Below are 25,819 nucleotides of genomic sequence, written 5' to 3'. Positions count from 1 at the left end.
CCCGGCATCGGCATCGACGGATCCGACGCCTGGGTCGGCCTACAAATCGGCTACTCCGTCGCCGACATCCTCGCCAAATGCTTCTACGGCCTCATCATCTACCGCATCGCACGCATGAAATCATTCGCAGACGACCAAACCTTCGCCGACTCCGAACTATCCCTCGAAGACGCAACAAACCTCAAACGATCCACCATCAAGGACTAGTCCACGGAGAGGTACCCATCGCAGGGACTGCACTGCCAAATCTTGGTCGTGCGGTCCCACTGTGAAAATTTGGGGCACAACACCACCCCGTATCGCCCGGAAGCTCATGCCACCCCGAGAAACCGGCGCAGTAATAGCCCTGCTTTCAGTCAGCGTCAAATACTGTTACACAGTCCTGTATTCCCGGGATTGCGAAATACTGACCCCGCTCTTTACCGGCGCGGGCCATCGGCTCGACGGGACCGCAGCGCGGTTGACGGATTCGCTGGAATCAATTTGAACGATGCATTCTCACTCTGTGATAACCGGCGTGGTGTGGCGTCTTGAGGTGTTCCAAACTGAAGCGCAGCACGGGTGTAGCTTGTGTGATCTCACTGAGGAGAAATTGTGAAGGCTGTTCGTCTGCACCGTTACGGGGAAAATCCGAAGATCGAGGAGGCGGCCGAGCCCAATCTGATCGGGCCGTGGGACGTCATTGTTGATGTTGGTGCTGCTGGTTTGTGCCGCACGGATCTTCACATTATTGAAGGGCAGTGGGATCCCATCCAGCACCCGCACCTGCCGTATACATTGGGGCACGAGAACGCGGGATGGGTTCGCGAAATCGGCAGTGCGGTGCATAACGTGAAACCGGGTGACACGGTGATCATGCATCCGCTGACTAGTTGTGGTCTGTGCCCGGCCTGCAGAGTGGGCCAGGACTCGCACTGTGAAAACGCGAGTTTTCCGGGAATCAACGCGAATGGCGGCATGGCTCAGCAGCTTCTGACCAATGCACGGGCGGTTGTTCGGTTGGACGCCGGGCTGCAACCGAAAGACGTAGCCGCGCTGGCTGATGCAGGTCTGACCGCGTACCACGCGGTGCGTAAGGCTGCAGATGTTTTATTTCCTGGAACCCACGCGGTCGTGGTCGGTGCCGGTGGTCTCGGACATATTGGAATTCAGGCGCTCGCGGCAATTACGAGTGCGACGATAACGGTCGTCGACCCCAGTGAGGCTGCTCTCGAGCTCGCTGCGAAACTCGGTGCGCACCACACCGTCCTGTCAACGACCGACGATGACGTCGAGAAGAAGGTTCTCGAGATCACGGATGGAGGAGCGCACGTTCTGTTCGACTTCGTCGGAGAGCACGGTGCGGAGTTGCTCGCTCCGCGCCTTCTGCGTAATCGTGGATCGCATTACGTGATCGGTTACGGTGGCGCGGTCAATATCCCCACTATTGAGATTATTTCGCGTGAAATCAACGTCATCGGAAACTTGGTCGGAACCTACAACGACCTCGTCGAGCTCATGACACTCACGGCTCAAGGCAAGGTCACGCTGCACACTGCTGTTTATCCCTTGGACGCAGCTCTTGACGCGATCGCAGATTTGACTGCCGGACGGATCATCGGTCGCGGAATTCTCATCCCCTAAGACACCAACACGAACTCCCCCCGAGACGACAGCTGTGAGCAAAGGAGCTCAATAATGGCTTTTCCCGCCAAGTATCCACAAATGAATGCGACGGAATTGACTGATGAAGCGCGGAGCGTGCTCATCCGGGTTATTCGGGTTGCGTTTCCTCACCCGTCATTTCCCGATGCTCCCTATGAACGGACGGCAGACACGATCTTGCGGGAGGCCGAGAACTCAACCTGGTTTCGCGTCGCGCTCACGCAGGGGCTCCTCACTCTGGGCCACCTGGCCGGAGGCGATTTCCGCGATCTGAACGACGAAGACGGCACCAAGGTTTTGCGCCGAATCGAGACCACGGAGTTTTTTGGCTTTATCAGGCGCACGACCGTGCTGAATCTGTATGACAACGAGGACGTCTGGGAGATCCTCGGCTACGAAGGACCAAGCTTCGACAAAGGTGGATACATCGACCGTGGCTTCAACGACCTTGATTGGCTTCCCGAAGCGCGGATCGAAAGCTACGACGGGCCGGAGCAACTCATCGAAATTGCCACAAACGCGTCGGTGGCAAAAATACGCGGCGGCGAAAACACGCCCGCGATAGAGCGTGATACCAGCAATCAACCCGGTAAACGCGACGCAACCATGATGGAGATGACGAAGTGAGCAATATCGAGCATGATGAGGCAGCGATCGTCATTATCGGATCAGGAGCTGGGGGTGGAACGCTTGCTTACGAATTGACGGCGAAAGGTCTTCCGGTTGTAGTTCTGGAGGCGGGTCCGTACCTGCGCAACGAGGACTACGTCAACGACGAGTGGGAGGCCTTCAACCAGATGGCCTGGCTTGACCCGCGAACCACCTCCGGCTCTTGGCGAATTGCTCGCGATTTCCCCAACCTTCCGACATGGATTGTGAAGGCAGTCGGTGGCACGACAACGCATTGGTCCGGTGCGACACCGCGATTCAAAGCTCACGAATTCGCTGCGCGAAGTACCTACGGTCGAATCGACGGTGCCAATCTCCTCGACTGGCCGATCACTCTGGCCGAGCTCGCGCCGTACTACGACAAAGCCGAAGTCGCGATGGGATCGACGCACGTGCACGGTCGCAAGCCGCTACCTGCGAATAACAATTACACGGTCTTCGCAAACGGCGCCGAACGGCTGGGATACAAGTTTTATTCGACCGGCCCGTATGCGACGAACGCTGAGGAGTACGACGGTCGTCCGGCATCCATTCAGGACGGCTTCAACTTTCAGGGTGATAAGAACACGTCGAAATGGTCGACGCTGGTGCGCGAAATCCCTCGTGCAGAAGCAACGGGGTTGCTTGACCTACGACCCGAGAGCCATGCGGTGCAGATCACCCACGATGCTTCGGGACGAGCAGACGCCGTACTTTATCTGGACAAAGACGGCAACTTGCAACGGCAGGCCGCCCGACTCGTCGCAGTCGCTGCGAACTCTATCGAAACGCCCCGGCTCTTGCTTCAGTCGGCCAGCCCGATGTTCCCCGATGGCTTGGCCAATTCCTCCGGCCAAGTCGGCCGCAATTACATGCGACACACCACCGGTTCGGTCTACGCCAGGTTCAGCGATCCAGTACGGATGCACCGCGGTGAAACCATGGCCGGAGTGATCGCGGACGAGTCCGGGCATGACCCCGATCGAGGCTTTGCTGGTGGCTACTTTTTGGAGACAATTTCACTGGGGCCAGCCTTCTTGGCCAGCTTCAGCGATCCCGGGGCGTGGGGGCGTGAATTCACCGAAATTCTCGAAGCGTATGCCAACACGGCCGGGCTCTGGATCGTCGGCGAAGACCTGCCACAGGAAAGTAACCGAGTCACTCTGAACACGACGGTGTCTGACAAGAATGGCCTTCCCGTACCCAACGTGCACTTCGACGACCATACCAACGACATTGCCATGCGGGAGCACGGATACGCGCAAGCGGAACTGCTGTATGAGGCTGTTGGTTCGGTCGGTGCGCAGCGCACTCCCCCGTATCCGTCTACACACAATATGGGCACCTCCCGAATGAGTGCGCGGTCCGAAGATGGTGTCGTTGATAAGTGGGGACGTGCCCACGACGTACCCAACCTGTTCATCAGCGATGGGTCCGTGTTCACCACCAGCGCGGCCGCCAATCCCACGCTCACGATCGTGGCGCTGGCCATCCGACAGGCCGAGTACATCGCGGATCAACTAAAAATAGGAGGAATTTGAGCTAGGCCAGACGGCCAGATCCGTGTGACGCGGATCGACTCTGCCCCAAGCCGTCCATTCATCTCCCCACACAACACACACGATTAAGGAAGTACGCCGTCGTTTCGGCACCTTCACCGGAGGGAACGTGCCGTCCCGGTCACGGGGCACCTGAATAATCACCACCCCGTCGTGGGACTGATCACCGCTTTGGTGCCAGTCCCACCGCGCACGTTCGAGTCAGAAAACGCGGATCGGGATCTCGGCCGGTGCTGCGAGCAGCGACTCGATTTCCTCATCGAGCTTGACGAGGGTGATTGACGCGCCCGCCATGTCCAGCGACGTGCAGTACTCACCAACGTAATTACGCCCGACGGTGATGCCCGCGCTGACGAGTTTCTCGTGCGCCAGGCCGTACAGCAGGTACAGCTCGCTGATCGGCGTGCCACCGAGGCCGTTCACCATGAGCGCGACACGATCGCCGGACGTGAACGGTAGGTCCGTGATGACGGCTCCGAGAATGTCATCCACGATTTCGTCTGCCGAGACGAGTTTGCCGCGCCTGCGCCCGGGCTCGCCGTGAATGCCGATACCGATCTCGATCTCGTCTGGCCCGAGATCGAAAAGGGGTGACCCTTTTGCGGGCGGGGTGCAGGCCGTCAGTGCGACGCCCATCGTACGCGTAACCGAGTTGACCTTCTCACCGATCCGGATGATTTCATCAAGGTCGGCGCCGGCTTCCGCGGCCGCGCCTACTGCCTTCATCACGAAAAAATTGCCGGCGACGCCGCGGCGACCGATCGTGTACAGCGAGTCCTCCACCGCGACGTCGTCGTCGATGAAGAGCATCTCGACTCTGATACCGTCGGCGCGTGCCATTTCCTGCGCCATCTCGAATGCCATTCGGTCTCCGGTGTAATTGTTGACGAGCAGTAGCACTCCCTTCGGCGAGGCGAGCAGTTTCGTCGTCTCGTACACGTAATCGACGGGAGGGGCAGCGAAGACATCTCCGGGGCAAGCAGCGTCGAGCATTCCCCTCCCAACAGTCATCACGTGGGCGGGTTCGTGGCCTGATCCAGAACCCTGGATGATGGTCACTTTGTCTGCGTTGGGTGCATCGGCACGGTGGATGAGGTTGTACTCCGGGACGTACTTCAGCGTGTCCGGATTTGCGAGGGCGAGGCCCTTGAGCATTTCCGGCACGAAATTCTTGGGATCGTTGATGAACTTCTTCATGGTTTCTCCACGTCTTTGTGATGCTGAATGGGCTTCGGGTACGGGTAGGGCAGAGGGGCCTATGGGTTAGCGGGCACGCGATTGTACGGTGAGTCGCTCGAGGATGACGGCTATGGCGACCGCACCGGCATCGGGCGAGCCGATACTGCGCTCACCGGTGTAACTGGCGCGTCCGCGTCTTGCCTGAAGAGAGCTGGTTGCGTCTGCTGCAACACGTGCGGCTTTCGCTGCCTCGTCAAGTGCTTTTTCGAAAGACGAGCCCTGTGCGACGGCCACCTCAAGAGCGTCAGTCGCCGGAACGAGCGCGTCGAGCAGCGTCTTATCGCCAACATCAGACTTGCCACGGTCCTTGATGCCCTCGATCGCCGCTCGCAGCATTGCGACCACGTCGGCGCCGCCGACCTCATCGCGACCGCGCACTGCGGTGGAAGCACGCAGGAAGGCGGTGCCCCAGAGGGGGCCGGAGGTGCCCCCGATACGGCTCGTGATCGTGTGCGCAATACTCTTGAGAAAAATACTCGAGTCTGTGCGGTCGAAGACGTCCCATTCCTCTAATACTTTCTCGAAACCGCGGGCAAGCGAGTATCCGAAATCGCCGTCTCCGACGACGGAGTCGAGTTCGCAAAACGCGTCTTCGTTTTCAATCGCCGTTTCGGCAATCGATCGGACGACGAATTCAGTGTCGATGATGCTGCGGGTCTTCATTGTGCCTCCTGAGGTTTGGCGTGAGGGAGCGCTGCCATGCGGGCGAGATCGCCCAGCTGAATGAACGACCTTGGGTTGATGTCATACGGGTCTGCGATTACCTGGGTCATCTCGCCGGGATTCGGGTCACCAAGTGAAGAGACCACGAGGGCGGCGGCGGAGAAGTCCTCGCTAGCGGTGTAGCTACTCACCGTCACGACGGTTCGCAGACCAGCCGTCGTCGCTGAGCGCAAGCCGTTCTCGCTATCCTCGACAACGATCGCATCATCTGGCGATATTCCAAGCACAGAGAGCGCGTGCAGATAGATGTCCGGTGCCGGCTTTTTCTTCGCCACGATGTCGCCTGCAAAAACTGCGAAACGTGATGCTTGCTCGAGACCGACGGCGTGGGTAAGAACCGCCCGAACGGATGGCTCCGCCGATGTAGACGCGACCGCGAGGGTCCATCCTGCCGCACTCGCCTCCCGCACGATTCGATCGATACCGGGTCGCGCTGGCACAACACCACCCTCGATCAGATCCGTGTAGATCTCGGTTTTCCGGCGATGCCACGACGCTATGAGAGCAGTGCGTGCCGTCGGGTCGTCGGGGATTTCGATCAGTTCAGCAAACTCGGGTGTGATCAAACTCATCAACCGTTCCTTGCCTCCACTAATTCTCACCTTGTCGGCATAGTCCTCGATGCTCCACTGCACGGGCAGCCCAAATTCGCGAAAGGTTTGGTTGAAGGCGGGCAGGTGACCGTACTGCTCCGTGTCGGCGAGTACGCCATCGCAGTCGAAGATCAGAGCAGGCATCGCTTTCACCACGCCTTATTAGCGCTACCGAATTGACCTGCCAGATTGACGACGAGGTGCACGATGTCGGCCCGAGTGTGGGCAAAAAGCGACGGTGGATCCCATTTGTCGTTTTTCTGTGCCTCAGTGAGGAAGGTGAGGCTTGACTTCATGAAGGTTTCCTTGAGGGAGGTCGATATGTTGACCTTCGCGCAACCGCGCGCGATTAGGTCACTGAACTGCTCGGAGGTCAGGCCGCTCCCGCCGTGTAATGCGATCGGGATTGGATGGCGCTCCACAATGTCAGTGACCCGGTCGAAGTCGAGTACGGGTGTGGCCTTGTACGTTCCGTGCGCATTACCAATCGATGGGGCAAAGACGTCAACACCAGTCGCCTCGATAAAACGCAGCGAGACTTCAAGCGATTGTCGCGCCGTTTCCTGGTCGGATCCGTGGTCGTCTTCGACACCCGTAATGGCCTCGATCTCGCCCTCGACGTGAGCGCCGTAGAGCCGGGCCTCTTTCACGACTTCGATGGTCTGCCGCTGATTCTCTTCGACCGGTAGTGCGGAGGCGTCAAAAAGCACCGAGTTCCACCCCTGCTTGAGGCACTCTGTCACGACGGCGCGATCCGGGCAGTGGTCTAGGTGCAACGAGACCGGCACCTCTATTCCCTCGGTCAACGACCGCCAGAGACTAGCAAACACGCCACTCCCGATGCTCCGAACCGTCTTCACTGAAGTTTGAACAATCAGTGGGGATCTTGCCTCTACGGCCCCAGCAAGCACCGCTTCCAACGTTAAATCGTTGAAGACATTTATGGCAGGAACACCGTAGCGGTCGCTGAATGCGCGATCGACGATATCTTTCATTGGCACGACACTCACAGCAACCTCCGTGTTTAGGTATCTTTACGGTAGGGCAGGTGGTACGACTCGAACCATACAGGATTCCCCCGCCTTTTCGGGGTGGGGAATTCTCTAACGCTCGGCGATCACGCCTACCGAACTGTGTTCCCGGTTCATGTGGACGAGCATCGTGCGATTGTGCGCCCCGGTTTTTCGGAGCAATGATCCGACGTGCTTTTCGACCGTCTTAACCGAAATGAACAACGCGGTGGCGATCTGCTTATCTGCCATGCCCCGCTCGACGAGTGGGCGCACCTGACGCTCCCGTGGGGTGAGAGTTTCATCGTCGGATGCATGGGCGGAGAAACCGGTGAGGTGGTCGAGAATATCGTTCTGAAGCAGCGCTTCGCCACGACACGCGGCAATGATCACGCGTGAGATCGTTGCCGCATCGGACTTGAGGCTGAGGAATCCGCGGACGTTTGCTTGCGTCGCTGAACGAATCTGGTCAACGGTCGGGTTTTCTGTGAGGACAACGATTGTGGCGTTTTGGTCAAACTCACGTATCTTCGCGAGCGTGCCGAATAGTTCCCCGTTGAGCACCCGTAGGTCGACAATGAGCACGTCCGGACGAAGCATCTCATAGGCATCGACCAGTTGACGCCCCGAGCTCAACTCCGCGGTGACCTGGATTGCAGGTTCGCTCAGATTCAGGAGCCGAACGAGTCCGGCACTGATAATCGGTTGGTCGTTCGCGATGAGAACCTTCCAGCGCGGCTGCGGGACGCTTTCGCCGGTTCCGGAAATATACGGGATAGTCGCTTTGATCTTCGTTCCCCATCCCGGAGTCGTATCGATGTCGAGCTCACCATCGAGGTGACTTGCGCGCGACATCATCCCGTGGAGCCCGAGGCAGCCGGAAGACAATGACGAGAAGTGCCCGCCGTGTGCCTCGGCGAGGTCAAAACCCCGACCGTCGTCATCGATTAAAACTGACAGCACCTGAGTGTCGTAGACGAGTCCGACCCGAGCGCTTCCGGCACTTGCATGCGAGACAACGTTGCTGAGGGCTTCTTGAACGATCTTGAATGCCTGGTGTGCGATCTCTGGCGCGAGAGGGCGCGGTGTGCCGACGATAACGAATCCAGTCGTCGTCATACACATGGACTCCACCCAGGCGAGCTCTGTGCCGATCGCTGCCTCGAGGGTTCGACCCTCCAGTGATGCCGGGCCAAGTCCGAGTGCCGTACGGCGCGTCTCGGTCAAGGCGTCATGGGCGACCGTGCGGGCACTACTGATGAATATTGCGGCAGGTTCGCCATTGCGGTTCGCCCTGTCTGCCTCGTCGAGGTGCAGAAGCAACGATGCGAGCGACCTCCCGACTGTCTCGTGGACGTCCCGTACGGCCCGCTCTCGTTCTGCAGCCACGGCAGCCTCGCGAGTGCGGTCAGCAGCCTTCGCGTACAGTGTTGAATTCGCGAGCGCAATCGCCGCGTGGTGCGCGAAAAGTTCGACGAGTTTGGCATCTGTCGTCGTGAACACACGCCCAGGAGTGGCGCTGAAGATGACGCACGTTCCAATGATGCTGTCATCCCATTGAATAGGGACGCCGATGACAGCGCAGTGCAACCGTGGGTCATCCGGTGCAATGTGGCCGGCCCGCAGTACCGATGCGTACTCATCGAGGATGACAGTTCCACGACTATGGACGACTTCGCCAGTGACTCCCTCGTCGAGCGAAAATGTCTGCCCTTCGTGACAGCCGACCCCGAGGTCCACTTTTTTGGTGTACATTCCGCTGGCTTCGTCAACCAGCGAGATCGAGCCGCTCTCACAACCAAGGAGTGCGATCGCGTGACCCAGGATGCGCTCGAGGAGCGGCGCCAACTCGAAGCGTCCCGCAAGGTCGCGGGCGAGATCTGTCACGGTGTCGAGTTGTTCGCGCAACTCAGTTGAAGACTCGATTACGAGGTCCTCTGAAGCGTGCACATTACGTCCTCTCTGACGAAGGGCAAACAGCCGGACTAGTTTCGGGGACAACGTGCGTCACCGCTCCTGCATAGCTAAGCCAGTACCCAGTAAATCATGTTCGATGCTGGTTTTCCCTACGTCTTTTCCCTCGGCCTTTTCCCTACGTCGACGTCTGGGAATTCCTCCTGGTCTGGGCGCGGGGCGCATGGTTGCCGAGAAAGACTCGGTCGAGGCTCTTGTCGGCGAGCGTGGAGGCTTTGCCTGCGCATTGCACCCCGGTGACGTGGCACGACATTCAAGAAGAGACGGAACGTGGCAGGTGATGCGCAGTGGCCCACATCGGAATTCTGACCAGCGGAGATGACTGTCCCGCTGTGAACGCTGTCATCCGTACGTGCGCACTGTGCGATATCCGCCGAAACCGAAGGCGCTCAAAGACGTACTCACGCACTCGGCGAATGTCGCCCGCGGGTTGCGTACTTTTCGCAGGGCGGCCGCGTCAGGCCCGGAGGGTGATGGTCCCCTGGCAAAGCCGAGGGATGAGCCAAGGGGCGGTTTCGAGAGACACCCTCGGTTCAATCAGGAGAGCCTCCGAACACCGCTTTCTAACCAATGAGGGGAGGTCGTCCGCATGGACCGGCCGATGAACGTGGCGGAGGGGTATCCGCTGACCCGTGGCCGGTGGATACCCCTCCGCTGTGATGCCGAGTTATGTCATGCGCCTAGTGATGGGCCACGTACTTGACGGGTTCAGGCAAGCCTGCCTCTGCACGGATCTGACGCGACAGTCGCTCGACCGAGATAAGCGCGTACACGACGCTCTCCGCCGTGACCTCGAAGGACATGTTGTGAATGGTCTCGCCTTCTGCCGTGGCCGCTTCGGCGACGATGCGCAGTGTTTCCGCGTCGTCAACATCGATACCAACCTCAGTCAGGGTGGTCGGCAGTCCGACGCGGGTTGTGAACTCCACAAACGCCCGAATGTCGGCGAACGGTGCGCCCTCAAGGACGAGCTGCGTCACCGACCCAACATTCACCTTGTAGCCGTGCTGAACGCCCCTGGTTTGCGGTACGGCAGTGAGACCGTTGTGGATCGCGTGCGCTGCCGCCAGACCGCCGGACTCAAACCCGAGACCGGAGAGCAACGTGTTCGCCTCGATGACCTTCTCAAGAGCCGGTGTGACGACGTGATCGCGCACTGCGGCGATAGCCGGAATAGCGTTCTCCCACAAGACATCCCACGATAGGCGTGCGAGCGCCGTGCCGGTGAGGGTGGGAAGGTCTCCCGCGATCGTGTCGGAGAAAGACCCTGCGACAGCCTTCGCCTCGAGCCAGGTAGCGAGCGCATCACCGACGCCAGCGATAAGGAACTCAGCCGGGGCGTTCGCGACGATCTGCGTGTCCACGAGCACCAGGTCAGGGTTGCGAGGAAAGTAGAGATACTCAAGGAATGCGTGGTCCTCGGTGTAGATGACACCCAACGTCGAAGTCGGCGCGTCGACCGATGCTGTGGTCGGCACGGTCACCCAACGGATACCAGCGCTATGGCCAGCGGCCTTGGCCGTATCGTGGGTGCTTCCTCCACCGACAGAAACGGCGATGTCCGCATTGTGCTTCTTGAGGAGCTCTACGAAGCGCCCGATTTCCTTCGGGTGCGGAATACCGTTGAATTTCTCGCGGATAACGGGCAGTTTGGCGGCCTTCAGGCTGGCCGTGACGTCATCCTCAACGATATTCCAGACCATGTCGTCGCAAATCATGAGTGGACGTTTTCCGATTTGGGCAAGTTCCTCACCCAACCTCGATATCGCGCCCTTGCCCTGAACGTACCGACCTGGGCTGATAAATGTTTGCACGGTGCTTTGCGCCATAACAACAATCTCCTTTGATTTAATACTTCAGGTAGCGATTGGCGACCTTTAGCCGACGCTATGGCCGGCGCCACACCCGGAACAAGGGGGAATTCCTCGTTGTACGTGGGGAGTTTCCCCCGTCACCCCCCATGTGAGCCGCTGGCCCTTACGCGATCCTGAATTCTTCTCGAAGGTCACGTTCCATTGAGTGGATGCTCCTGTTGGTGTCCAGCGATTTTCTGCGCCGCACGTCTGGGCTCTCAGCCGACTGAAACTTGTGAAACTTATATCGCCGTCCCATTCACGCGGGATTCCCGGATGACCTGCCCGGACGCTAGAGCCCCCGAGGTGCGGCGGATTCCAGTGGTCGACGCGACAACGATTTGTGACTCTGGCCGTCTTCCAACCTACGGGTTTCGACACAGGAAGGTTTCGAGACACCGAGTGCCTTCTGGCTCAGTCGACGGCGCCGGACAGCGCTCGGAGATCGGTCACGACCTCTATCGACAGGGCATGACCGATCATGGAGCACTTTTGTGCGCTCGTGAGAACTCGAGATCGAGCCACCGCGGCATGGGCTCAGGAGCGCAAGCCCTCCTGCCACGTGATGAGGTTACCGAGCTTCGACACCAGGACGTCGTCGTGGAGTCCGTGCGCCTTGGCCCGCGCCTTGTGCAGCGTGGCGGTCGCGACAGCATGGTCGCCCGCGTCCGCCGCGATCTCCGCGTCGTCGAGGTAGGCCGCCAGCTGAGCGGAGAGCTGCGCGTACTTCATAGAGCCGTCCTTCAATCCCGCCAGAACTGCCTCGACCTCACCAAAAGTGACACAGTCGCCGCCACCGATGACGACACCGGCGGTCCATTCGATGCCGCCGAGAATATGAGCGAGGAACAGCGGATCGGAATAGTTCGCGTCGATGTGCCCAGCGCCTTCGTACCAGGAGCGACCGCCCTCGAAGTTCTGGCACCACGCGAGGGGGTGGTCGGCCCCCATCGCACCACTGCCCGGGTTGTACGTCGACTCGTCGAGAGTGATCAGCACGTGTACGTCTTCGCGGGGATTGGTCGTGAAGTTGTACCACTCGTCGAAGCGCACCCATTCAGCCGGCAGCATCGCGGTCGACGGATGAGTCGGGCTCTCGACGCGCATCGTAGCTGTCTGTTGTGCGGGGTGGCTGCGGAAGCGGGCGCCGCCTCCGGTGAGATCGCTGTACCAGGGCACCGTGTGCATCGAATCTGTCGCTGCGTGCAGACCGACAAAACCACCACCGCCTCGAATGTACCCCTGGAATGCCGACAACTCGACGTCATCGAGGAGCCGCGGACGGACCGGGTCAAGGTCGTTCGTACCGTCCACTGGTGAGGCAAAGATGATGGTCGCGTACTGCGAAAGGTCGTCGGCTGTGGTGAACGGAGTGGTGGAAAGAGTTCGGGTCGTCTGGCGCGGATCCCAGACGTCCACGGTGAACCCGTTCTCCTGACCAAGCTGGATGACTGCGAGCGTCGTGTCATCGATGTGCGAGTGTCTGTACCCGAGGGTGTCGCCGACGACCAGCACCTTGTACTCGTCGTCGGCATATGCCGGAGTAGCGCCGAGGCTGAGCATCAGCCCGACCGCCGCGATCCCGGTCACTAGGCGTTGAACATGCATCTTCATAGGTCTACTCCTCATTGAGTGCAACCTGACATGGTTGCTATCGGCACGCTATGCAATATGTTGCGCACAACGACATATGCCTTCGTCCGATAGCGTATGGAACCTCAAATCAGATGTCAACGCGATTGCGTCAATATCGCCTTCCCTCCCCGTCAAAAAAGCCGCTTGACACTCGACTAGGAGCGGTAGACCCGCTCGCGAAGCCCTCCTCTATCACTCGCGACTCGATCCGTCGCACCAGTCGGTATGCTCGCGGCTTGACCATGGAACTGCGCACCGTGTCAGCCGACGACTGGCGAGCCTTGCTGTCGAAGCAGCTCGCGGCGTTGACCAAGGCGCCGGGTACTTTCGGCTCACGCCTGCACGAGTGGGTAAACGCGCCGGGCGACCGCTGGGGTGAGGGCTTGTCCATCCCGGGTGCGATCGATCTGCTCGCCTTCGATGCCGACGGGGATGCTCCGGTCGTCGATCCATTCGTTTGAATGTCCGGATCCGGACAACGTTCGCCTTGCGGGCGGTCCTTGAGTACGTTATTGGCCAACCCTTGTCAGACGTGGTGCTTGGCGCAGTGGTGGGCTCGCACATTTGACATGACCCGGCACGATCTGCGGCACACCGCAGTGAGTCTGGCCTCTCGGCTGGCGCCAACGTGAAAGCTATCCAACGAATGCGTGGCCACGCGTCAGCAGAAATGACCCTCGACCGTGCGCGCCGGCAGTGCCTCCCGGTTGCCCTCCTGAAGCAACTTTCGAGCGCCTAAACGAAGCACAATCTGGCGGCCCTCACAAGTTATGACGGGCCGCTCTTCACTACGCTGATGCTCGTTTTTTCGCGCCGAAATTTTTTCAAATGTTGCCAAAGTGTGGGCAAAACGGCCATCCGGGCAAAACGAAACCCCCTACTCCCCAGTAAAACACTGGGAAGTAGGGGGTTTTTCGTGGCGGTACCGGTGGGATTTGAACCCACGGTGGAGTCTCCCCCACACGACTTTTCGAGAGTCGCACCTTCGGCCGCTCGGACACGGTACCGCCGTCGATTCTAGTAGAGACTCGGGGTCGACGCCAATCGGCCAATATGCAGCAGACACACGGATACCGCGGAGTAGCCTCGGCGGGTGACTTCACCGACTCCACGCATCCGTTCTGCCATCGCTACCGGAGTAGCCGTTGCTGCGACAGGTATCGTGCTCGCCACTACCCGTTTTCGCCGTGACCTCGAACAACAGAAGGTCATTCTCAACGAAACCCTTCCGGTGCACTCGGCATGGTGGCGCGACAACGCCAAACGCCCGGGCGAACTGCTCTACGTCGCGATCGGCGACAGTGCCGCCCAAGGAATCGGTGCCTCGAGCCCGAACAAGAGCTACGTCGGCGTTCTCGCCGATCACGTACGGCTGGCGACCGGACGAACGGTTCGCGTCGTGAACCTCAGCGTGTCGGGTGCCACGGTTGCTTTGGCCGTGCGCGATCAACTTCCGCGCTTCGACAACCTCAAGCCCGACCTCATCACGGTCGCGATCGGCGCCAACGACATCGCCCAATGGAATCCTGCGGCCTTTGAAACCGGCATTCGCTCCGTTTTCGACGCGTTGCCGCCGCACGCCCTCGTCGCCAACCTCCCCTGCTTTCACCTCCCGCACAACGAAATCAAGGTGGCGGTAGCCAACGAGATCATTCGCCGGATCGCCGCCGAGCACAAGCTGACGGTGGTTCCGCTGCACGCAACGACCAAACGGGCCGGCCTTCGCAGCATCTTGACCCACGTCGCCAAGGATCTCTTTCACCCCAACGACCGTGGATACCGGTCCTGGGCCGAGGCGTTCCTGCCGTCGATGAGCGCTGACATTGCGCAGCGTTTCTCAGCGGTCAGCCACACGTCAACCGAGGCCGACTAGAGCACGCACCGCGTGCGCGGTCGCCTGTCGGCGGCCGCGGCTAGGCTCGGAATATGGCAAAATCCGTCTCTTCCTTTCGCTGCTCTGAGTGCGGCTGGACCACTCTCAAATGGGCAGGTCGTTGCGGCGAATGCCAGCAGTGGGGCACCGTCGTCGACGCTGGCCAGACGGCCGGCATCACCCGCAAGCTCAAGGCCATCACGCTGGTCGGCGATGGCATCGCACGCCCCATCACCCATGTTGAAACGGATGCCGCCGCTCACTGGCCGACGGGTATCAACGAATTCGACCGGGTGCTCGGCGGTGGAATCGTGCCCGGGTCGGTGGTTCTGCTCAGCGGCGAGCCGGGCGTCGGCAAATCTACGCTGCTGCTCGAAGTCGCCTCCAAGGCAGCGGCGGCGAAGAGCCGCGTGCTCTACGTCAGCGCCGAAGAGTCAGTGAGCCAGGTGCGATTGCGCGCCGAACGCACCAACGCGCTCGAACCCGAACTGTACATCGCCGCCGAAACCGACCTCGGGGTCATTCTTGGGCAAATCGACGCGGTCAAGCCGGACCTCATCATCATCGACTCGGTGCAGACCGTGTCGAGTGCGCTCTCCGACGGTTCGCCGGGCATGCCCAGCCAGGTGCGAGAGGTGGCCTCCACCCTGATTCGGGTCGCCAAAGACCGCAACCTGCCAGTGTTACTGGTCGGTCACGTCACCAAAGACGGCTCGATCGCCGGGCCGCGGGTGCTTGAGCACCTGGTCGATGTGGTCTGCCAGTTCGAGGGGGACCGCCAAACGTCACTGCGATTCATTCGGGCGTTGAAAAATAGGTTCGGACCGACCGACGAGGTCGGCTGCTTCGAGATGACCGGTGATGGCATCGCCGAGGTCCCCGACCCAAGTGGGTTGTTCCTGAGCCGAGCCACCGAGCCGGTCGATGGCACCTGTGTCACGGTTGCTCTGGAGGGCCGCCGTGCCATGCCGGTCGAAGTGCAGGCGCTCGTCACCGACACCCAGGCTCCGAACCCGCGCCGCGTCACGAGCGGCGTCGATTCAGCCCGCGTCGCCATGTTGCTCGCGGTGTTGCAGGAGCGCGCGGGCATGAATCTGTCGACCAAAGATGTCTACGTGTCGACGGTCGGCGGCATCCGGCTGAATGAGCCGGCCGCCGATCTCGCAATTGCGCTGGCCATCGCCTCGGCGTTCACCGGTCTTGCAGTGGCGCACAACGTGGTCGCGTTCGGCGAAATCAGCCTGGCCGGCGAGGTACGAGGCGCACTCATGTCGAAACAACGCGTGAACGAGGCCATACGCCTGGGGTTCACCACCCAGATCGACGCCGCCTGCGGCTCGATCCATGCGGCGGTTGCCCTCGCGCTCGGCACCACCCGCAATCCACGCGACGCCGAACTCGATCGGGCGTGGGGATAGGCCAGCGCGGTTCAGCGGTTCGGTAACCCACGGAACGTGCAAAACGCGCGAGACAGTCGAGCGTTAGGCACGTGCCGTTATTCGTCGTCGCTGCGGCCGAGCTGCGGGCTCAGTACCTTCAGGAGGTCAGCTGGAGCGGCCTGCATGACATTCGGCCCGGCGATGTCGAAGAAGACCATTTCCAGCGTCGCGGCATGCACGGTGAGAAACTCCCGCAGCCACTGGCCATCGCAGACCATGACCTGCGGGTTGATGTCGTTGGGAACCACACGCACGTAATTCTCCGCCGCGGAGAAGAGCAGCAGCATGCGCTTGTCGGAGCCTTCGCGGCCAAAAACCCGCACCTGTGCCGCCTCGCCGTTGACGACGAGTTGAGGCACGATCATATAGTCGTTGCGCAGCGCATAGGCGACGGCGACGACGTCCTGCGCCGCCAGTGCGGCGGCAAGAGCCTCGGAACGGGTGTTGGCAGTCGTATCGGTCACCCATTCATTCAATCAGGCGTGGCCGTGCGTGCCCAACTGGCAGCGCACGCCACGAGCGAACGGATTCACAAGCCCCGGCACCAACAGAAGGTATGCACTGCCGATAGATTTTGCGACGCCCCGTAATTTCGACATGAACGCATCGAAGCGGCTCAATTCCGCCGGTCATACGGACCGTTCTTCGGGACCGGTCCCTAATTCAAAATCATGAGAGCCGGGGTGGCCGCCTTGATGCCGTCCACGGTCACGTGCAGGTAATAGGACGCTCCGCCGGCCGGAACCGCAGTGCGGGTGGCGGCTTCACAGGTATCAATGGCCGAGCGGGTGCGATCCCACGTGATCGGCGTAGCGAGTGGCATGACAACCCCGGGCTTGAGGGTCACCTGGGCGTCGATCGGGTTGGTCTGGCAGTCGGTCGAGGTCCAGTACACGTCCGTCCCGCTCATCACGGTGAACACCTGCCTGGCGTTACCGGCATTGATCACACAGTCGGTTGTTCCGATGTTGGTCAGGCCGAGCGACAGCTGCGGCAGGACGTCGGCCGCGTAATTCGTCGCGTCGGTGATGGCCGCGACCTCTACCGCAGATGGGTCGCAGGCAGCGCCGTCGACAGCGGTGGCCGTCTCGGGAATCGTGCTGGCGGCATCCGTCGGTGCGGCCGACTCGGTCACGGCGGCCGCGGGTGATTTCGAGTTTTCCGCGTCGCCCTTGCTGGCTCCCGGTCGCACGATGATGAGGAAGAGAATGACGAGCACGGCGAGAAGCCCGAGCCCTACTACGAAACGCCGGCGCCGGTACACCTTGCTGGACTGGCGGCCGACCGATTGCTTGATCGTCGACATGCCCCAAGGTTATTGAAGACGGTGCCAGAAGCCGGTAATGGTGTGCGTGTCGGCAGCAATTGGTGCTGGAAGAATCGAGAGCCCGCCCGCAACCGAAACGGTGCGGACGGGCTCGCGCAACCGCAGGGCTAGCGGGGTCCGTTCTGCAGCGGCTTCCGGGGGTGGTCGATTTTGACATCGGTCCAACCGATCACGTCACCGCTCTCATTCTGCGCAGAGACCCTGTACCGGCCGTGCTTGAGGTCGTCGGCGAGAGTGACGCTCACAGTGCCCTTGGCGCTCACGAGCAACCAACCACCGACGTTGTCGGCTTTCTTCTTGGAGTAGGCCCACACCGATACATAGTCTCCGGCGTGCTCCATCCCGACCTCGACTACAGCCCTGTCACTGGCCCGATAGGAATTCTGGTCGGTATCGATCGCGTTCTTGAGCTTCTTCGTCAGCTCTTTCACTGAGGCAGCGGCAGGCGCCTCGCCCGGTTCGGCATTGACGGCCACCGCGACGGCCAGGCGTACGATGGTGCCCGATTCGACGGCCGTCATCTCCAGCACGCTGTTTTCGATCGCGTCGGCCGGTACCGTAACGGTCACGGTGGCCGTACCCGTCGAATCAACGGATGCCGTACCCACGTCGGTACCCGACCACTTCAGAGCGAGTTGCGTGTTTTTCGGGGCGCCGAGCGAGGTGAGGTTGAGACTTCCGACCGTGAGGGTGAGGGCGTCACCCGGGTTGACCGCTGCCGTGGGTGCCCCGGTGATCGAGGCCTGGTTGGCCTTGAATGACGGTGACAGCGGGCTGTTCTGCTGGATGTAAGAAATCCAGGCGTCCCGGTCGACGAGGCCGGAGTCGCGGGTATCCGTTCCATTCGTGAACTCGCGAAAATTGTCGCCGCCGGTGAGGAGAAAGTTGAACGAACCGATGCGGTAGGACTGTGCCGGGTCGAGCTGTGTCCCGTCGATCCAGATGCCCGTCACACGATCACCCGCGGCACGAGCGGCATCGAAGGTGTAATTCACGTTGTCACTCAGGCCGAGTTGCAGGAACGGACGGCTCGGAATCGTGCCATCGGCGTTGGTCTGCCACTGCTGTTCGAGAACGGACTTGAACTGTGCGCCGGTGAGACTTGTCGTCCACAGGTTGTTCAGGAACGGCAGCACCGCGTTCGCCTCGGCATACGTCACGACACCGTCGGGAGCGAGCGAGAGGTCGGCACGGATACCACCAGGGTTGACGATGCCGATCTCGGCGCCGCCGATGGCAGGGTCAGCCAGGGATGCGCGCAGCGAGTTGGCGACGAGGGAGCCCAGGGAAGAGGGAGCCATGCGATTTTCGGCGCACGGGGCGACTCCGCCGACGCAGGCCCGGGTGATGTCGGCGGTGATCGATCCCACGGGCACGTTGCCCTGGATCGCCGCCTCCGCCAGCGCGGCATTCGTTATCGCCTGCACTGCGGCAACGCGAGGATAGCCGTCCGCGAGGTCGGCATCGGCTGCGGTGGAGCGGGCTACGTTGCGGTTGGTCACGGTGGTCGTGTCACCTGAGGTGATGTCGTAGCTGAGCACGACCTGCCCGATGTTCTCGCCGTAGCTGCCGGTCTGAAGCACGGGGCGAGTCACGCCCGCGGCCGCGCCGGGGACCTGTGCGTTCCACGCGTACTGCTTGTGCGTGTGGCCGGTGAAGATCGCGTCGACCGCGGCCGACGTGTCATTCACGATGTTCGCAAAGGCTCCGCCAGCAGCGAGTTCCTGCTCGAGCGTTGCACCGTCTGGTATTCCCGCGCCGGCGCCCTCGTGGTATTCGGCGATCAGCACATCCGCTTCGCCGTTGGACGGGTCACCATCGGTCAGTTGGGATGCCACTCGGTTGACAGCCGCGACCGGGTCGCCGAAGCTCAGGGTGGCGATTCCGTTGGGTGACACGAGCGCGGGGGTCTCTTCGGTGACCGCGCCGATTACACCCACGGTGATGCCGGCCACGTCGAGCAGGGCGTATTCCTTCATCGCGGGCGTTTCCGTGCCGACGTTGTAAACGTTCGCTCCGAGATAGTCGAAGTCGGCCGCGTCGGCCACCCGCCCGGTCAGGTCACCGAAGCCCTGGTCGAACTCGTGGTTGCCCACACCGGAAGCGGCGAGGTCGAGGGCGTTGAGCACGTCAATGGTGGGGCGGTCATTTTGCGACGCCGATGCGAACAACGAGGCGCCGATGTTGTCGCCGTTCGACAGGAACAGCGAGTTCGCGTCGCCGTACTCGGCGCGAAGCTGTTCGACGGTTCCCGCGAACTTGACGGTGTTCGCGTCAATGCGTCCGTGGAAATCGTTGATGTTGAGCAGGTTGAGTTCGACAGCAGTCGGTGACGTGAGGTTGAGACCAAGCACAACCGGGTCGTGATCCGAGGAGCGGAACGCGTCGGCGACGTAGAAGTCGGTCACGTTGTTGTTGTACCGGCTGTACTCGAGGGCGACGGATTCTACCGAGTTGATGTTCCAAACATCGACGGCGTTCACCGCGGCATCCGCTTCAGGCGAGGCGAAGACGTGGTCGAGCGAGCCAACCGTGCCGCCGAAAGCATAGGTGTACTCGCCGCTGTTGTCGCCCTGATTGATATAGCCGGCCTCCAGCAGTACCCGAATCGGGTCTTCCATGTCGTAGGCGTTGAAGTCTCCGGTGAGAAAGACTCGGTCGATGCCGGAATCGGTCTTGACCTTGTCGGCGAAGGCCACGAGCGCGCGGGCCTGCTCGATGCGGGTCGGGTTGGATGCTCCCTGGCCGTCACCTTGGTCGGCGTTGTCCCCGGTGCCCGACCCCTTTGATTTGAAGTGGTTGACGATGGCCAGGAAGCTGCTCTCGTCATCGCCGATCAGCTGAAATGCCTGGGCCAGCGGTTCTCGCGCACGACCATTGAAGGCGACGGACTCGGTCAGGATGACCGAATCCCCCACCGTTTCGACGACAGCCGGCTTGTAGATGAACGCGGTGCGAATGACATCTTCGCTCGCTGGAAGTGCGGTCGGTGAAGCCACGAACGCCCACACGTCGCTACCCGCTGAAGCGTTCAGCGCCGCGGTCAGGTTCGCGAGGGCATCGTCGCGATCCTTGCCGAACGCGGCCGAGTTCTCGATCTCTTCAAGCGACACCACGTCGGCGTCGAGAGCGTTGATGGCCGAGACGATCTTGGCCTGCTGGCGTTCGAAACTGATCTGGGTCGCGGCGCCGCGGGCGTCGCATCCGCCGCTCACCGTGGTCGGCACGCCGGCCCGGTCGTTGTAATACCGGCAGCCGTCGAGCGTGTCTCCCGTGGTGGAGAAATAGTTCAGAACGTTGAAACTGGCCAAGCGGATGTCCCCACCCACGTCTTTCGGCGCGTTCGTGCGGGTATCGGCAAAGGCCACCGGCTGCACGGTCGCGGCGTTGGCCGGGACGAGAGCCGTGGTCGGCTGAAACTTCCAGGCGTCATTGCGAAAGTCGAAGACGACCGGAGACCGGAACGACACCGCAGCGCCGATGCGCACCGGAGCGGTCGTCGACAGGTACGGAACCGGGCTGCCCTGGTTGGCGGCGGCGAGGTAGTTGGTGGTAGCCCCGTCGTCGAGCGTGACCGCGCGGCCGGCGTTCTCCGCGAGCGCTGTTTGGTATTGGGCTGATCCGGGCAGTGCGGTCACGCTCGGATTGACCAGCGGCGTCGTTCCGGTGGCGAGTCCGATCTCGGCGTACTGGTTGGTCCGGTAATTATTGGTGACGGTGAAGTCGCCCTGCGGCGCAAGCAGCATACCCTCAAGGGTTTCCCGCTGTTGCGTGTTGGTCGGCAACGAGACCGCGGCGGGTGTCACGGCCACAGCGCTGCCGGTGAGCTGGGTGACATCGCTAACGGTGCCGAAGGTGACCTCGGTCATGCCGAAGAACTCTACGACGGTGCCCACTACTTGCACGTAGTCACCGATCTGAACCTTGGCTTGTGCCGATTTCGAGTACGCGAAGACACCGTGCGAAGCAGTGTGACTGGCGAGGTCCAGATCACCACCGGTACCAGCGGTCTGCAGGTAGAACCCGTCGAAGCCTCCGGTCGCGTAGGCGGCCGTGACCACACCGGAGGTCTTGACGACGGTTCCGGCGAGCGGGCTCGTGTCGGTCGTGCCCTGGATCGCGTCGATCGCTGTCAGGGCGTCGGGCACCGGGGTCGGGTCGGGGTCTGGCCCCGGTTCAACCGGGGTTCCCGTGTCACCGGCCGTGTTCGTCGGTGTGGGCGCGTTCAAGCGGAAATCAGCGGCGTTCGCGTCGGTGTCGACAAACGTCGTGCGATTCACCGAGGTGGTGACGGATGCTGCGGCTGCGGCCGTTCCCTCAAACGTGTTTGAGGTTCCGTAGCCGATCAGGTCGAGAATTTGCGCCTGGCCGGTGAGCGAACCCGTGGCGGGGGTATTTAGCGCCGTGGACTGGTTGGCGAAGAAGATCGTGCCGCCGGCGCCGGCGAACGAGGCGCCGATGGAGGCATCCGGCGTCGGCAGTACGGCACCGTTGGCGGCGTTCGAGCTGCCCTGCACGAGATAGTAGCCGCCAGCCGCGATCGTGCCGGTCAGGGCAACGACCCCGGTTGGGTTCGATGATCCGCCGGCCGAGCGGTATTGAATCGAGGTGCCGACGAGGGACACATCGGCGTCAGTCGGATTGTAAAGCTCGACGAACTTGTTCAGGTAGGTCGCGCCCGAGCTTCCCCCGTTCAGGTACGCCTCATTGATGACGACTCCGGTACCGGCGGTATTGGCGTTGGCCGGTATGGCAATGATCGGAGCGGCCGCGAGGCTCACCCCGAGAAGCGTGGCGAAAACCAACTTGGAGCGGCGGCGAACGGCGGATGACATGGATCTCCTCATTCATAGGTCGTGTCATCGCACCCGGGGCCGTGCGATCGAAAGATCTCCCGGCCCATGGAGTGGCGGGTGCAATTAAGCGCAGCCTAGCGACGGCCTATGTCCGGGGGGTAAACACCGCTTACTTTGCTCGTATGAGCACCGTTTAATGCCCGATTCGACCGCTCCGGCTCAAATCCGTCAGTTCAGACGCTTCACCATGCGGGTGTTGCCGAGAGTGTTCGGCTTCACCCGGGCCAGGTCGAGAAACTCGGCCACCCCCTCATCGGGCGAGCGCACGAGCTCGGCGTAGACGGCCGGGTCGACGGTTTCGGTGCCCATGTCACTAAACCCGTTGCGAGCGAAGAAGCCCACCTCGAAGGTGAGGCAGAACAGTCGACTGAGGCCGAGGCCTTGGGCATCCGCTTCGAGGCGTTGCATTATCGCGTAGCCGACGCCGCGACCGAGCCATTTCGCGTCGACGGCAAGGGTGCGCACCTCGCCGAGATCCTCCCACATGACGTGGAGGGCGCCGCAGCCGATCAGAGCGCCGGAAGCATCAACGGCCACCCGAAATTCCTGCACCGCCTCGTAGAACACGACACGATCCTTGCCGAGCAGAATGCGCTGCTGCACGAGCGGTTCAACGAGAGCTTCGATGCCGGGCACGTCACTCGTGCGAGCGCGGCGCACCGTGTATCCCGTTTCCAAATTCACTCTTCCATTCTATTGATCCCCCTTCCACCGACTCTCCCCGCGCGTAACTCCTGCAATTCGTGTTCGGTTCGACCGGCAACCCTTGGAAAAACGCGAAACTTGACTCGATGCTCCACAATTTGCAGGAGTTGTGCGCACGCAGGACCGCCCCGGGCACAGAAAAGGCCCGGCAGACGAATCTGCCGGGCCTTTCTCTTCGAAACCTCTAGTCGCTGGTGATGGCCAGGTCGGGGGTGGCCGGACCGGTGCCGATCGCGGCGGACGTGTTCACTCCGACGCCGACCGGGTCAACCCTGGTCGTCGTGGTGAAGACGTACGCGCCATCGACGTAATCCACGTGCACGTGGTCACCGGCATTGAGCTCGCCCTGCAGGATCTTCTCCGACAGTCGATCCTCCACCTCGCGCTGGATCGCACGACGCAGCGGCCGAGCACCGAGCGTTGGGTCGAAACCAACCTCGATCAGGTGTTCTTTCGCCGGAACGGTGACCTCGACGGTCATGTCACGGTCGAGCAGACGCACACCAAGACGTTTGATGAACAGGTCGACGATCTGCAGCAACTCGGGCTTGGTCAGCTGCGGGAACACGATGATCTCGTCCACGCGGTTCAGGAACTCGGGCTTGAAGTGCTTCTTCAGCTCATCCTTCACCTTGCCGGCCATACGCTCATACCCGGTGGTGCTGTCGCCTTCCAGCTGGAAGCCGACCGGTCCGCCCGAGATGTCCTTGGTACCGAGGTTGGTGGTCATGATGATGACGGTGTTCTTGAAGTCGACCACGCGACCCTGGCCATCCGTCAACCGGCCCTCTTCCAGAATCTGAAGCAGGGAGTTGAAGATGTCGGGGTGAGCTTTCTCGATTTCGTCGAACAGCACCACGGAGAACGGCTTGCGGCGCACCTTCTCGGTGAGCTGACCACCCTCTTCGAAGCCGACGAACCCGGGAGGCGCACCGAACAGGCGCGATACGGTGTGCTTCTCGCCGTACTCACTCATGTCGAGCGAGATCATGGCGGCCTCGTCGTCGAACAGGAACTCGGCGAGCGCCTTGGCGAGCTCGGTCTTGCCGACGCCGGTGGGGCCGGCGAAGACGAACGAACCGGAGGGACGCTTCGGGTCTTTCAGGCCGGCCCGGGTGCGACGGATGGTCTTGGCGAGCGCCGAGATGGCCTCTTCCTGACCGATGACGCGCTGGTGCAGTGCCTTTTCCATGAAGACCAGCCGCGAGGATTCTTCCTCGGTGAGCTTGAACACGGGAATACCGGTGGCCTGGGCCAGAACTTCGGCGATCAGGCCTTCGTCGACGACCGCGGTGGTCTTGACGTCGCCGGACTTCCACTTCTTCTCGAGGCGAAGACGCTCGCCGAGGAGGTTTTTCTCCTCGTCGCGCAGGCCGGCGGCCTTCTCGAAGTCCTGCTCTTCAATGGCGAGTTCCTTGGCGGCGCGCACCACGGCGATCTTTTCGTCGAATTCGCGCAGCTCCGGTGGGCTCGAGAGGATCGACAGGCGCAGGCGGGCGCCAGCCTCGTCGATCAGGTCGATGGCCTTGTCGGGCAGGAACCGGTCGGAGACGTAACGGTCGGCGAGGTTCGCCGCGGCCACGAGTGCACCGTCGGTGATAGACACCTTGTGGTGCGCCTCGTAACGGTCGCGCAGTCCCTTGAGGATGTTGATCGTGTGCGGTAGCGACGGCTCATCCACCTGAATCGACTGGAAGCGGCGCTCGAGGGCGGCATCTTTCTCGAAGTGCTTACGGTACTCATCGAGGGTGGTCGCACCGATGGTCTGCAACTCACCACGGGCGAGGAGCGGCTTCAAGATCGACGCGGCATCGATGGCGCCCTCGGCGGCACCGGCACCGACCAGGGTGTGGATCTCGTCGATGAAGACGATGATGTCGCCGCGGGTGCGAATCTCCTTGGTGACCTTTTTCAGGCGCTCTTCGAAGTCACCGCGGTAGCGGCTGCCGGCGATGAGCGAGCCGAGGTCGAGCGAGTAGAGCTGCTTGTCCTTGAGCGTCTCGGGCACATCTCCCTTGACAATCGCTTGGGCGAGGCCCTCGACGACGGCGGTCTTACCGACGCCAGGCTCACCGATCAATACGGGGTTGTTCTTGGTGCGACGCGAGAGGATCTGCATGACCCGCTCGATTTCTTTCTCGCGCCCGATGACCGGGTCGAGTTTGTTGTCGCGGGCCATCTGGGTGAGGTTGCGACCGAACTGGTCGAGCACCTGGCTGCCGGCCGTGTTGGCCGCCTGCTCATTGGCACCGACCTGCACCTGCTCCTTCCCCTGATAACCGGAGAGGAGCTGGATGACCTGCTGGCGCACGCGGTTGAGGTCGGCGCCGAGCTTCACGAGAACCTGAGCGGCGACGCCCTCACCCTCGCGAATGAGGCCGAGCAGAATGTGCTCGGTACCGATGTAGTTGTGGCCGAGCTGCAGCGCTTCGCGCAGGCTCAACTCGAGAACCTTCTTCGCCCGCGGCGTGAAGGGGATGTGGCCGGTGGGCTGCTGCTGCCCCTGGCCGATGATGTCCTGAACCTGCTCGCGCACGGCGTCCAGCGAGATACCGAGGCTCTCCAGAGCCTTGGCGGCGACGCCTTCACCCTCGTGAATCAGCCCGAGCAGAATGTGCTCGGTACCGATGTAGTTGTGGTTGAGCATCTTGGCCTCTTCCTGGGCCAAAACGACGACGCGACGAGCTCGGTCGGTAAATCTTTCAAACATGTGATCGCTCCCTTGGCGCCAGGGCAGTTGG

General features: G+C 61.5%; 18 protein-coding genes, 1 tRNA gene and 2 pseudogenes. 8 read left to right on the top strand and 13 right to left on the bottom strand.

Annotated elements, in window-relative coordinates:
* The 4 genes and pseudogenes from CXY83_RS17580 to CXY83_RS03230 all read left to right on the top strand — a co-directional run.
* Nucleotides 1-207, top strand: a pseudogene (locus tag CXY83_RS17580) (bacteriorhodopsin-like); the annotation flags it as partial.
* 387 nt (nucleotides 208-594) lie between these two features.
* A complete protein-coding gene (locus CXY83_RS03240; RefSeq protein ID WP_104195972.1) occupies nucleotides 595-1,623 on the top strand; it encodes an NAD(P)-dependent alcohol dehydrogenase in 1,029 nt (342 codons plus the stop codon).
* Between the two features lie 54 nt (nucleotides 1,624-1,677).
* Entirely contained in the window at nucleotides 1,678-2,271 is a 594-nt protein-coding gene (locus CXY83_RS03235; RefSeq protein ID WP_174722239.1) for a hypothetical protein, read from the top strand.
* Nucleotides 2,268-3,833: a GMC family oxidoreductase gene (locus CXY83_RS03230; protein ID WP_104195971.1), complete on the top strand. Its 1,566-nt coding sequence runs from the start codon at nucleotides 2,268-2,270 to the stop codon at nucleotides 3,831-3,833. Before CXY83_RS03235 ends, CXY83_RS03230 begins: the two co-directional genes overlap by 4 nt.
* A gap of 219 nt (nucleotides 3,834-4,052) precedes the next feature.
* Here the strand turns inward: CXY83_RS03230 and dhaK are convergent, their stop codons facing one another.
* The 7 genes from dhaK to CXY83_RS03195 all read right to left on the bottom strand — a co-directional run bounded on the left by dhaK (nucleotide 4,053) and on the right by CXY83_RS03195 (nucleotide 12,857).
* Nucleotides 4,053-5,048: a dihydroxyacetone kinase subunit DhaK gene (gene dhaK / locus CXY83_RS03225; protein ID WP_104195970.1), complete on the bottom strand. Its 996-nt coding sequence runs from the start codon at nucleotides 5,046-5,048 to the stop codon at nucleotides 4,053-4,055.
* A gap of 66 nt (nucleotides 5,049-5,114) precedes the next feature.
* Nucleotides 5,115-5,753, bottom strand: a complete 639-nt coding sequence (gene dhaL / locus CXY83_RS03220) for a dihydroxyacetone kinase subunit DhaL (protein ID WP_104195969.1) — start codon at nucleotides 5,751-5,753, stop codon at nucleotides 5,115-5,117.
* Nucleotides 5,750-6,550: an HAD-IA family hydrolase gene (locus CXY83_RS03215; protein ID WP_104195968.1), complete on the bottom strand. Its 801-nt coding sequence runs from the start codon at nucleotides 6,548-6,550 to the stop codon at nucleotides 5,750-5,752. Before CXY83_RS03215 ends, dhaL begins: the two co-directional genes overlap by 4 nt.
* Nucleotides 6,551-6,555: 5 nt before the next feature.
* Entirely contained in the window at nucleotides 6,556-7,401 is an 846-nt protein-coding gene (locus CXY83_RS03210) for a class II fructose-bisphosphate aldolase (RefSeq protein ID WP_233200542.1), read from the bottom strand.
* 108 nt (nucleotides 7,402-7,509) lie between these two features.
* Nucleotides 7,510-9,366: a LuxR C-terminal-related transcriptional regulator gene (locus CXY83_RS03205; protein ID WP_158251817.1), complete on the bottom strand. Its 1,857-nt coding sequence runs from the start codon at nucleotides 9,364-9,366 to the stop codon at nucleotides 7,510-7,512.
* A 704-nt stretch (nucleotides 9,367-10,070) separates the two neighbouring features.
* The gene (locus CXY83_RS03200) at nucleotides 10,071-11,219 is read right to left on the bottom strand and encodes a glycerol dehydrogenase (protein WP_104195965.1); all 1,149 of its coding nucleotides are present in this window, start codon (nucleotides 11,217-11,219) and stop codon (nucleotides 10,071-10,073) included.
* 561 nt (nucleotides 11,220-11,780) lie between these two features.
* Nucleotides 11,781-12,857 (bottom strand): ThuA domain-containing protein, encoded by a 1,077-nt coding sequence (locus CXY83_RS03195; RefSeq protein ID WP_158251816.1) that lies wholly within the window; start codon nucleotides 12,855-12,857, stop codon nucleotides 11,781-11,783.
* Nucleotides 12,858-13,114: 257 nt separating this feature from the next.
* On the opposite strand from CXY83_RS03195, the gene CXY83_RS03190 reads away from it, so the two are divergent.
* Both CXY83_RS03190 and CXY83_RS18015 read left to right on the top strand, forming a co-directional pair.
* The gene (locus CXY83_RS03190; RefSeq protein WP_146069835.1) at nucleotides 13,115-13,339 is read left to right on the top strand and encodes a hypothetical protein; all 225 of its coding nucleotides are present in this window, start codon (nucleotides 13,115-13,117) and stop codon (nucleotides 13,337-13,339) included.
* Nucleotides 13,340-13,447: 108 nt separating this feature from the next.
* Nucleotides 13,448-13,560, top strand: a pseudogene (locus tag CXY83_RS18015) (site-specific integrase); the annotation flags it as partial.
* A gap of 235 nt (nucleotides 13,561-13,795) precedes the next feature.
* Here CXY83_RS18015 and CXY83_RS03185 read toward each other — a convergent pair.
* A tRNA-Ser gene (locus CXY83_RS03185) sits at nucleotides 13,796-13,885 on the bottom strand.
* An 86-nt stretch (nucleotides 13,886-13,971) separates the two neighbouring features.
* Between CXY83_RS03185 and CXY83_RS03180 the strand changes: the two genes are divergently transcribed.
* Both CXY83_RS03180 and radA read left to right on the top strand, forming a co-directional pair.
* Complete coding sequence (locus tag CXY83_RS03180) at nucleotides 13,972-14,751, top strand: SGNH/GDSL hydrolase family protein (RefSeq protein ID WP_104195962.1); 780 nt, start codon at nucleotides 13,972-13,974, stop codon at nucleotides 14,749-14,751.
* A gap of 53 nt (nucleotides 14,752-14,804) precedes the next feature.
* Entirely contained in the window at nucleotides 14,805-16,169 is a 1,365-nt protein-coding gene (gene radA / locus CXY83_RS03175) for a DNA repair protein RadA (RefSeq protein WP_104195961.1), read from the top strand.
* A 77-nt stretch (nucleotides 16,170-16,246) separates the two neighbouring features.
* Here radA and CXY83_RS03170 read toward each other — a convergent pair whose 3' ends face one another.
* The 5 genes from CXY83_RS03170 to CXY83_RS03150 form a co-directional block, all read right to left on the bottom strand.
* A complete protein-coding gene (locus CXY83_RS03170) occupies nucleotides 16,247-16,654 on the bottom strand; it encodes a dehydrogenase (RefSeq protein ID WP_199184865.1) in 408 nt (135 codons plus the stop codon).
* A gap of 194 nt (nucleotides 16,655-16,848) precedes the next feature.
* On the bottom strand, nucleotides 16,849-17,496 hold the full coding sequence (locus tag CXY83_RS03165) for a hypothetical protein (RefSeq protein WP_104195959.1): 648 nt from the start codon (nucleotides 17,494-17,496) through the stop codon (nucleotides 16,849-16,851).
* Nucleotides 17,497-17,624: 128 nt separating this feature from the next.
* Nucleotides 17,625-22,352, bottom strand: a complete 4,728-nt coding sequence (locus CXY83_RS03160; protein WP_104195958.1) for an ExeM/NucH family extracellular endonuclease — start codon at nucleotides 22,350-22,352, stop codon at nucleotides 17,625-17,627.
* Between the two features lie 189 nt (nucleotides 22,353-22,541).
* Nucleotides 22,542-23,057, bottom strand: coding sequence for an amino-acid N-acetyltransferase (locus CXY83_RS03155; RefSeq protein ID WP_104126046.1), 516 nt, complete (start codon nucleotides 23,055-23,057; stop codon nucleotides 22,542-22,544).
* 205 nt (nucleotides 23,058-23,262) lie between these two features.
* Complete coding sequence (locus CXY83_RS03150) at nucleotides 23,263-25,788, bottom strand: ATP-dependent Clp protease ATP-binding subunit (protein WP_104195957.1); 2,526 nt, start codon at nucleotides 25,786-25,788, stop codon at nucleotides 23,263-23,265.
* Nucleotides 25,789-25,819 lie beyond the last annotated feature (31 nt).

The organism is Cryobacterium sp. M15 (assembly GCF_002929675.1).
Taxonomy (GTDB): Bacteria; Actinomycetota; Actinomycetes; order Actinomycetales; family Microbacteriaceae; genus Cryobacterium; species Cryobacterium lyxosi.
Note: the sequence above shows the minus strand (reverse complement) of the source record. Positions and strands in the feature narration are given on the sequence as shown.

Coding starts and splice junctions, on each gene's coding strand:
- CXY83_RS03210 (WP_233200542.1), bottom strand. CDS start 7,401: ATGAAAGATATCGTCGATCGCGCATTCAGCGACCGCTACGGTGTTCCT.
- dhaK (WP_104195970.1), bottom strand. CDS start 5,048: ATGAAGAAGTTCATCAACGATCCCAAGAATTTCGTGCCGGAAATGCTC.
- CXY83_RS03215 (WP_104195968.1), bottom strand. CDS start 6,550: ATGCCTGCTCTGATCTTCGACTGCGATGGCGTACTCGCCGACACGGAG.
- CXY83_RS03195 (WP_158251816.1), bottom strand. CDS start 12,857: ATGAAGATGCATGTTCAACGCCTAGTGACCGGGATCGCGGCGGTCGGG.
- CXY83_RS03150 (WP_104195957.1), bottom strand. CDS start 25,788: ATGTTTGAAAGATTTACCGACCGAGCTCGTCGCGTCGTCGTTTTGGCC.
- CXY83_RS03200 (WP_104195965.1), bottom strand. CDS start 11,219: ATGGCGCAAAGCACCGTGCAAACATTTATCAGCCCAGGTCGGTACGTT.
- CXY83_RS03165 (WP_104195959.1), bottom strand. CDS start 17,496: ATGTCGACGATCAAGCAATCGGTCGGCCGCCAGTCCAGCAAGGTGTAC.
- CXY83_RS03160 (WP_104195958.1), bottom strand. CDS start 22,352: ATGTCATCCGCCGTTCGCCGCCGCTCCAAGTTGGTTTTCGCCACGCTT.
- radA (WP_104195961.1), top strand. CDS start 14,805: ATGGCAAAATCCGTCTCTTCCTTTCGCTGCTCTGAGTGCGGCTGGACC.
- CXY83_RS03235 (WP_174722239.1), top strand. CDS start 1,678: ATGGCTTTTCCCGCCAAGTATCCACAAATGAATGCGACGGAATTGACT.
- dhaL (WP_104195969.1), bottom strand. CDS start 5,753: ATGAAGACCCGCAGCATCATCGACACTGAATTCGTCGTCCGATCGATT.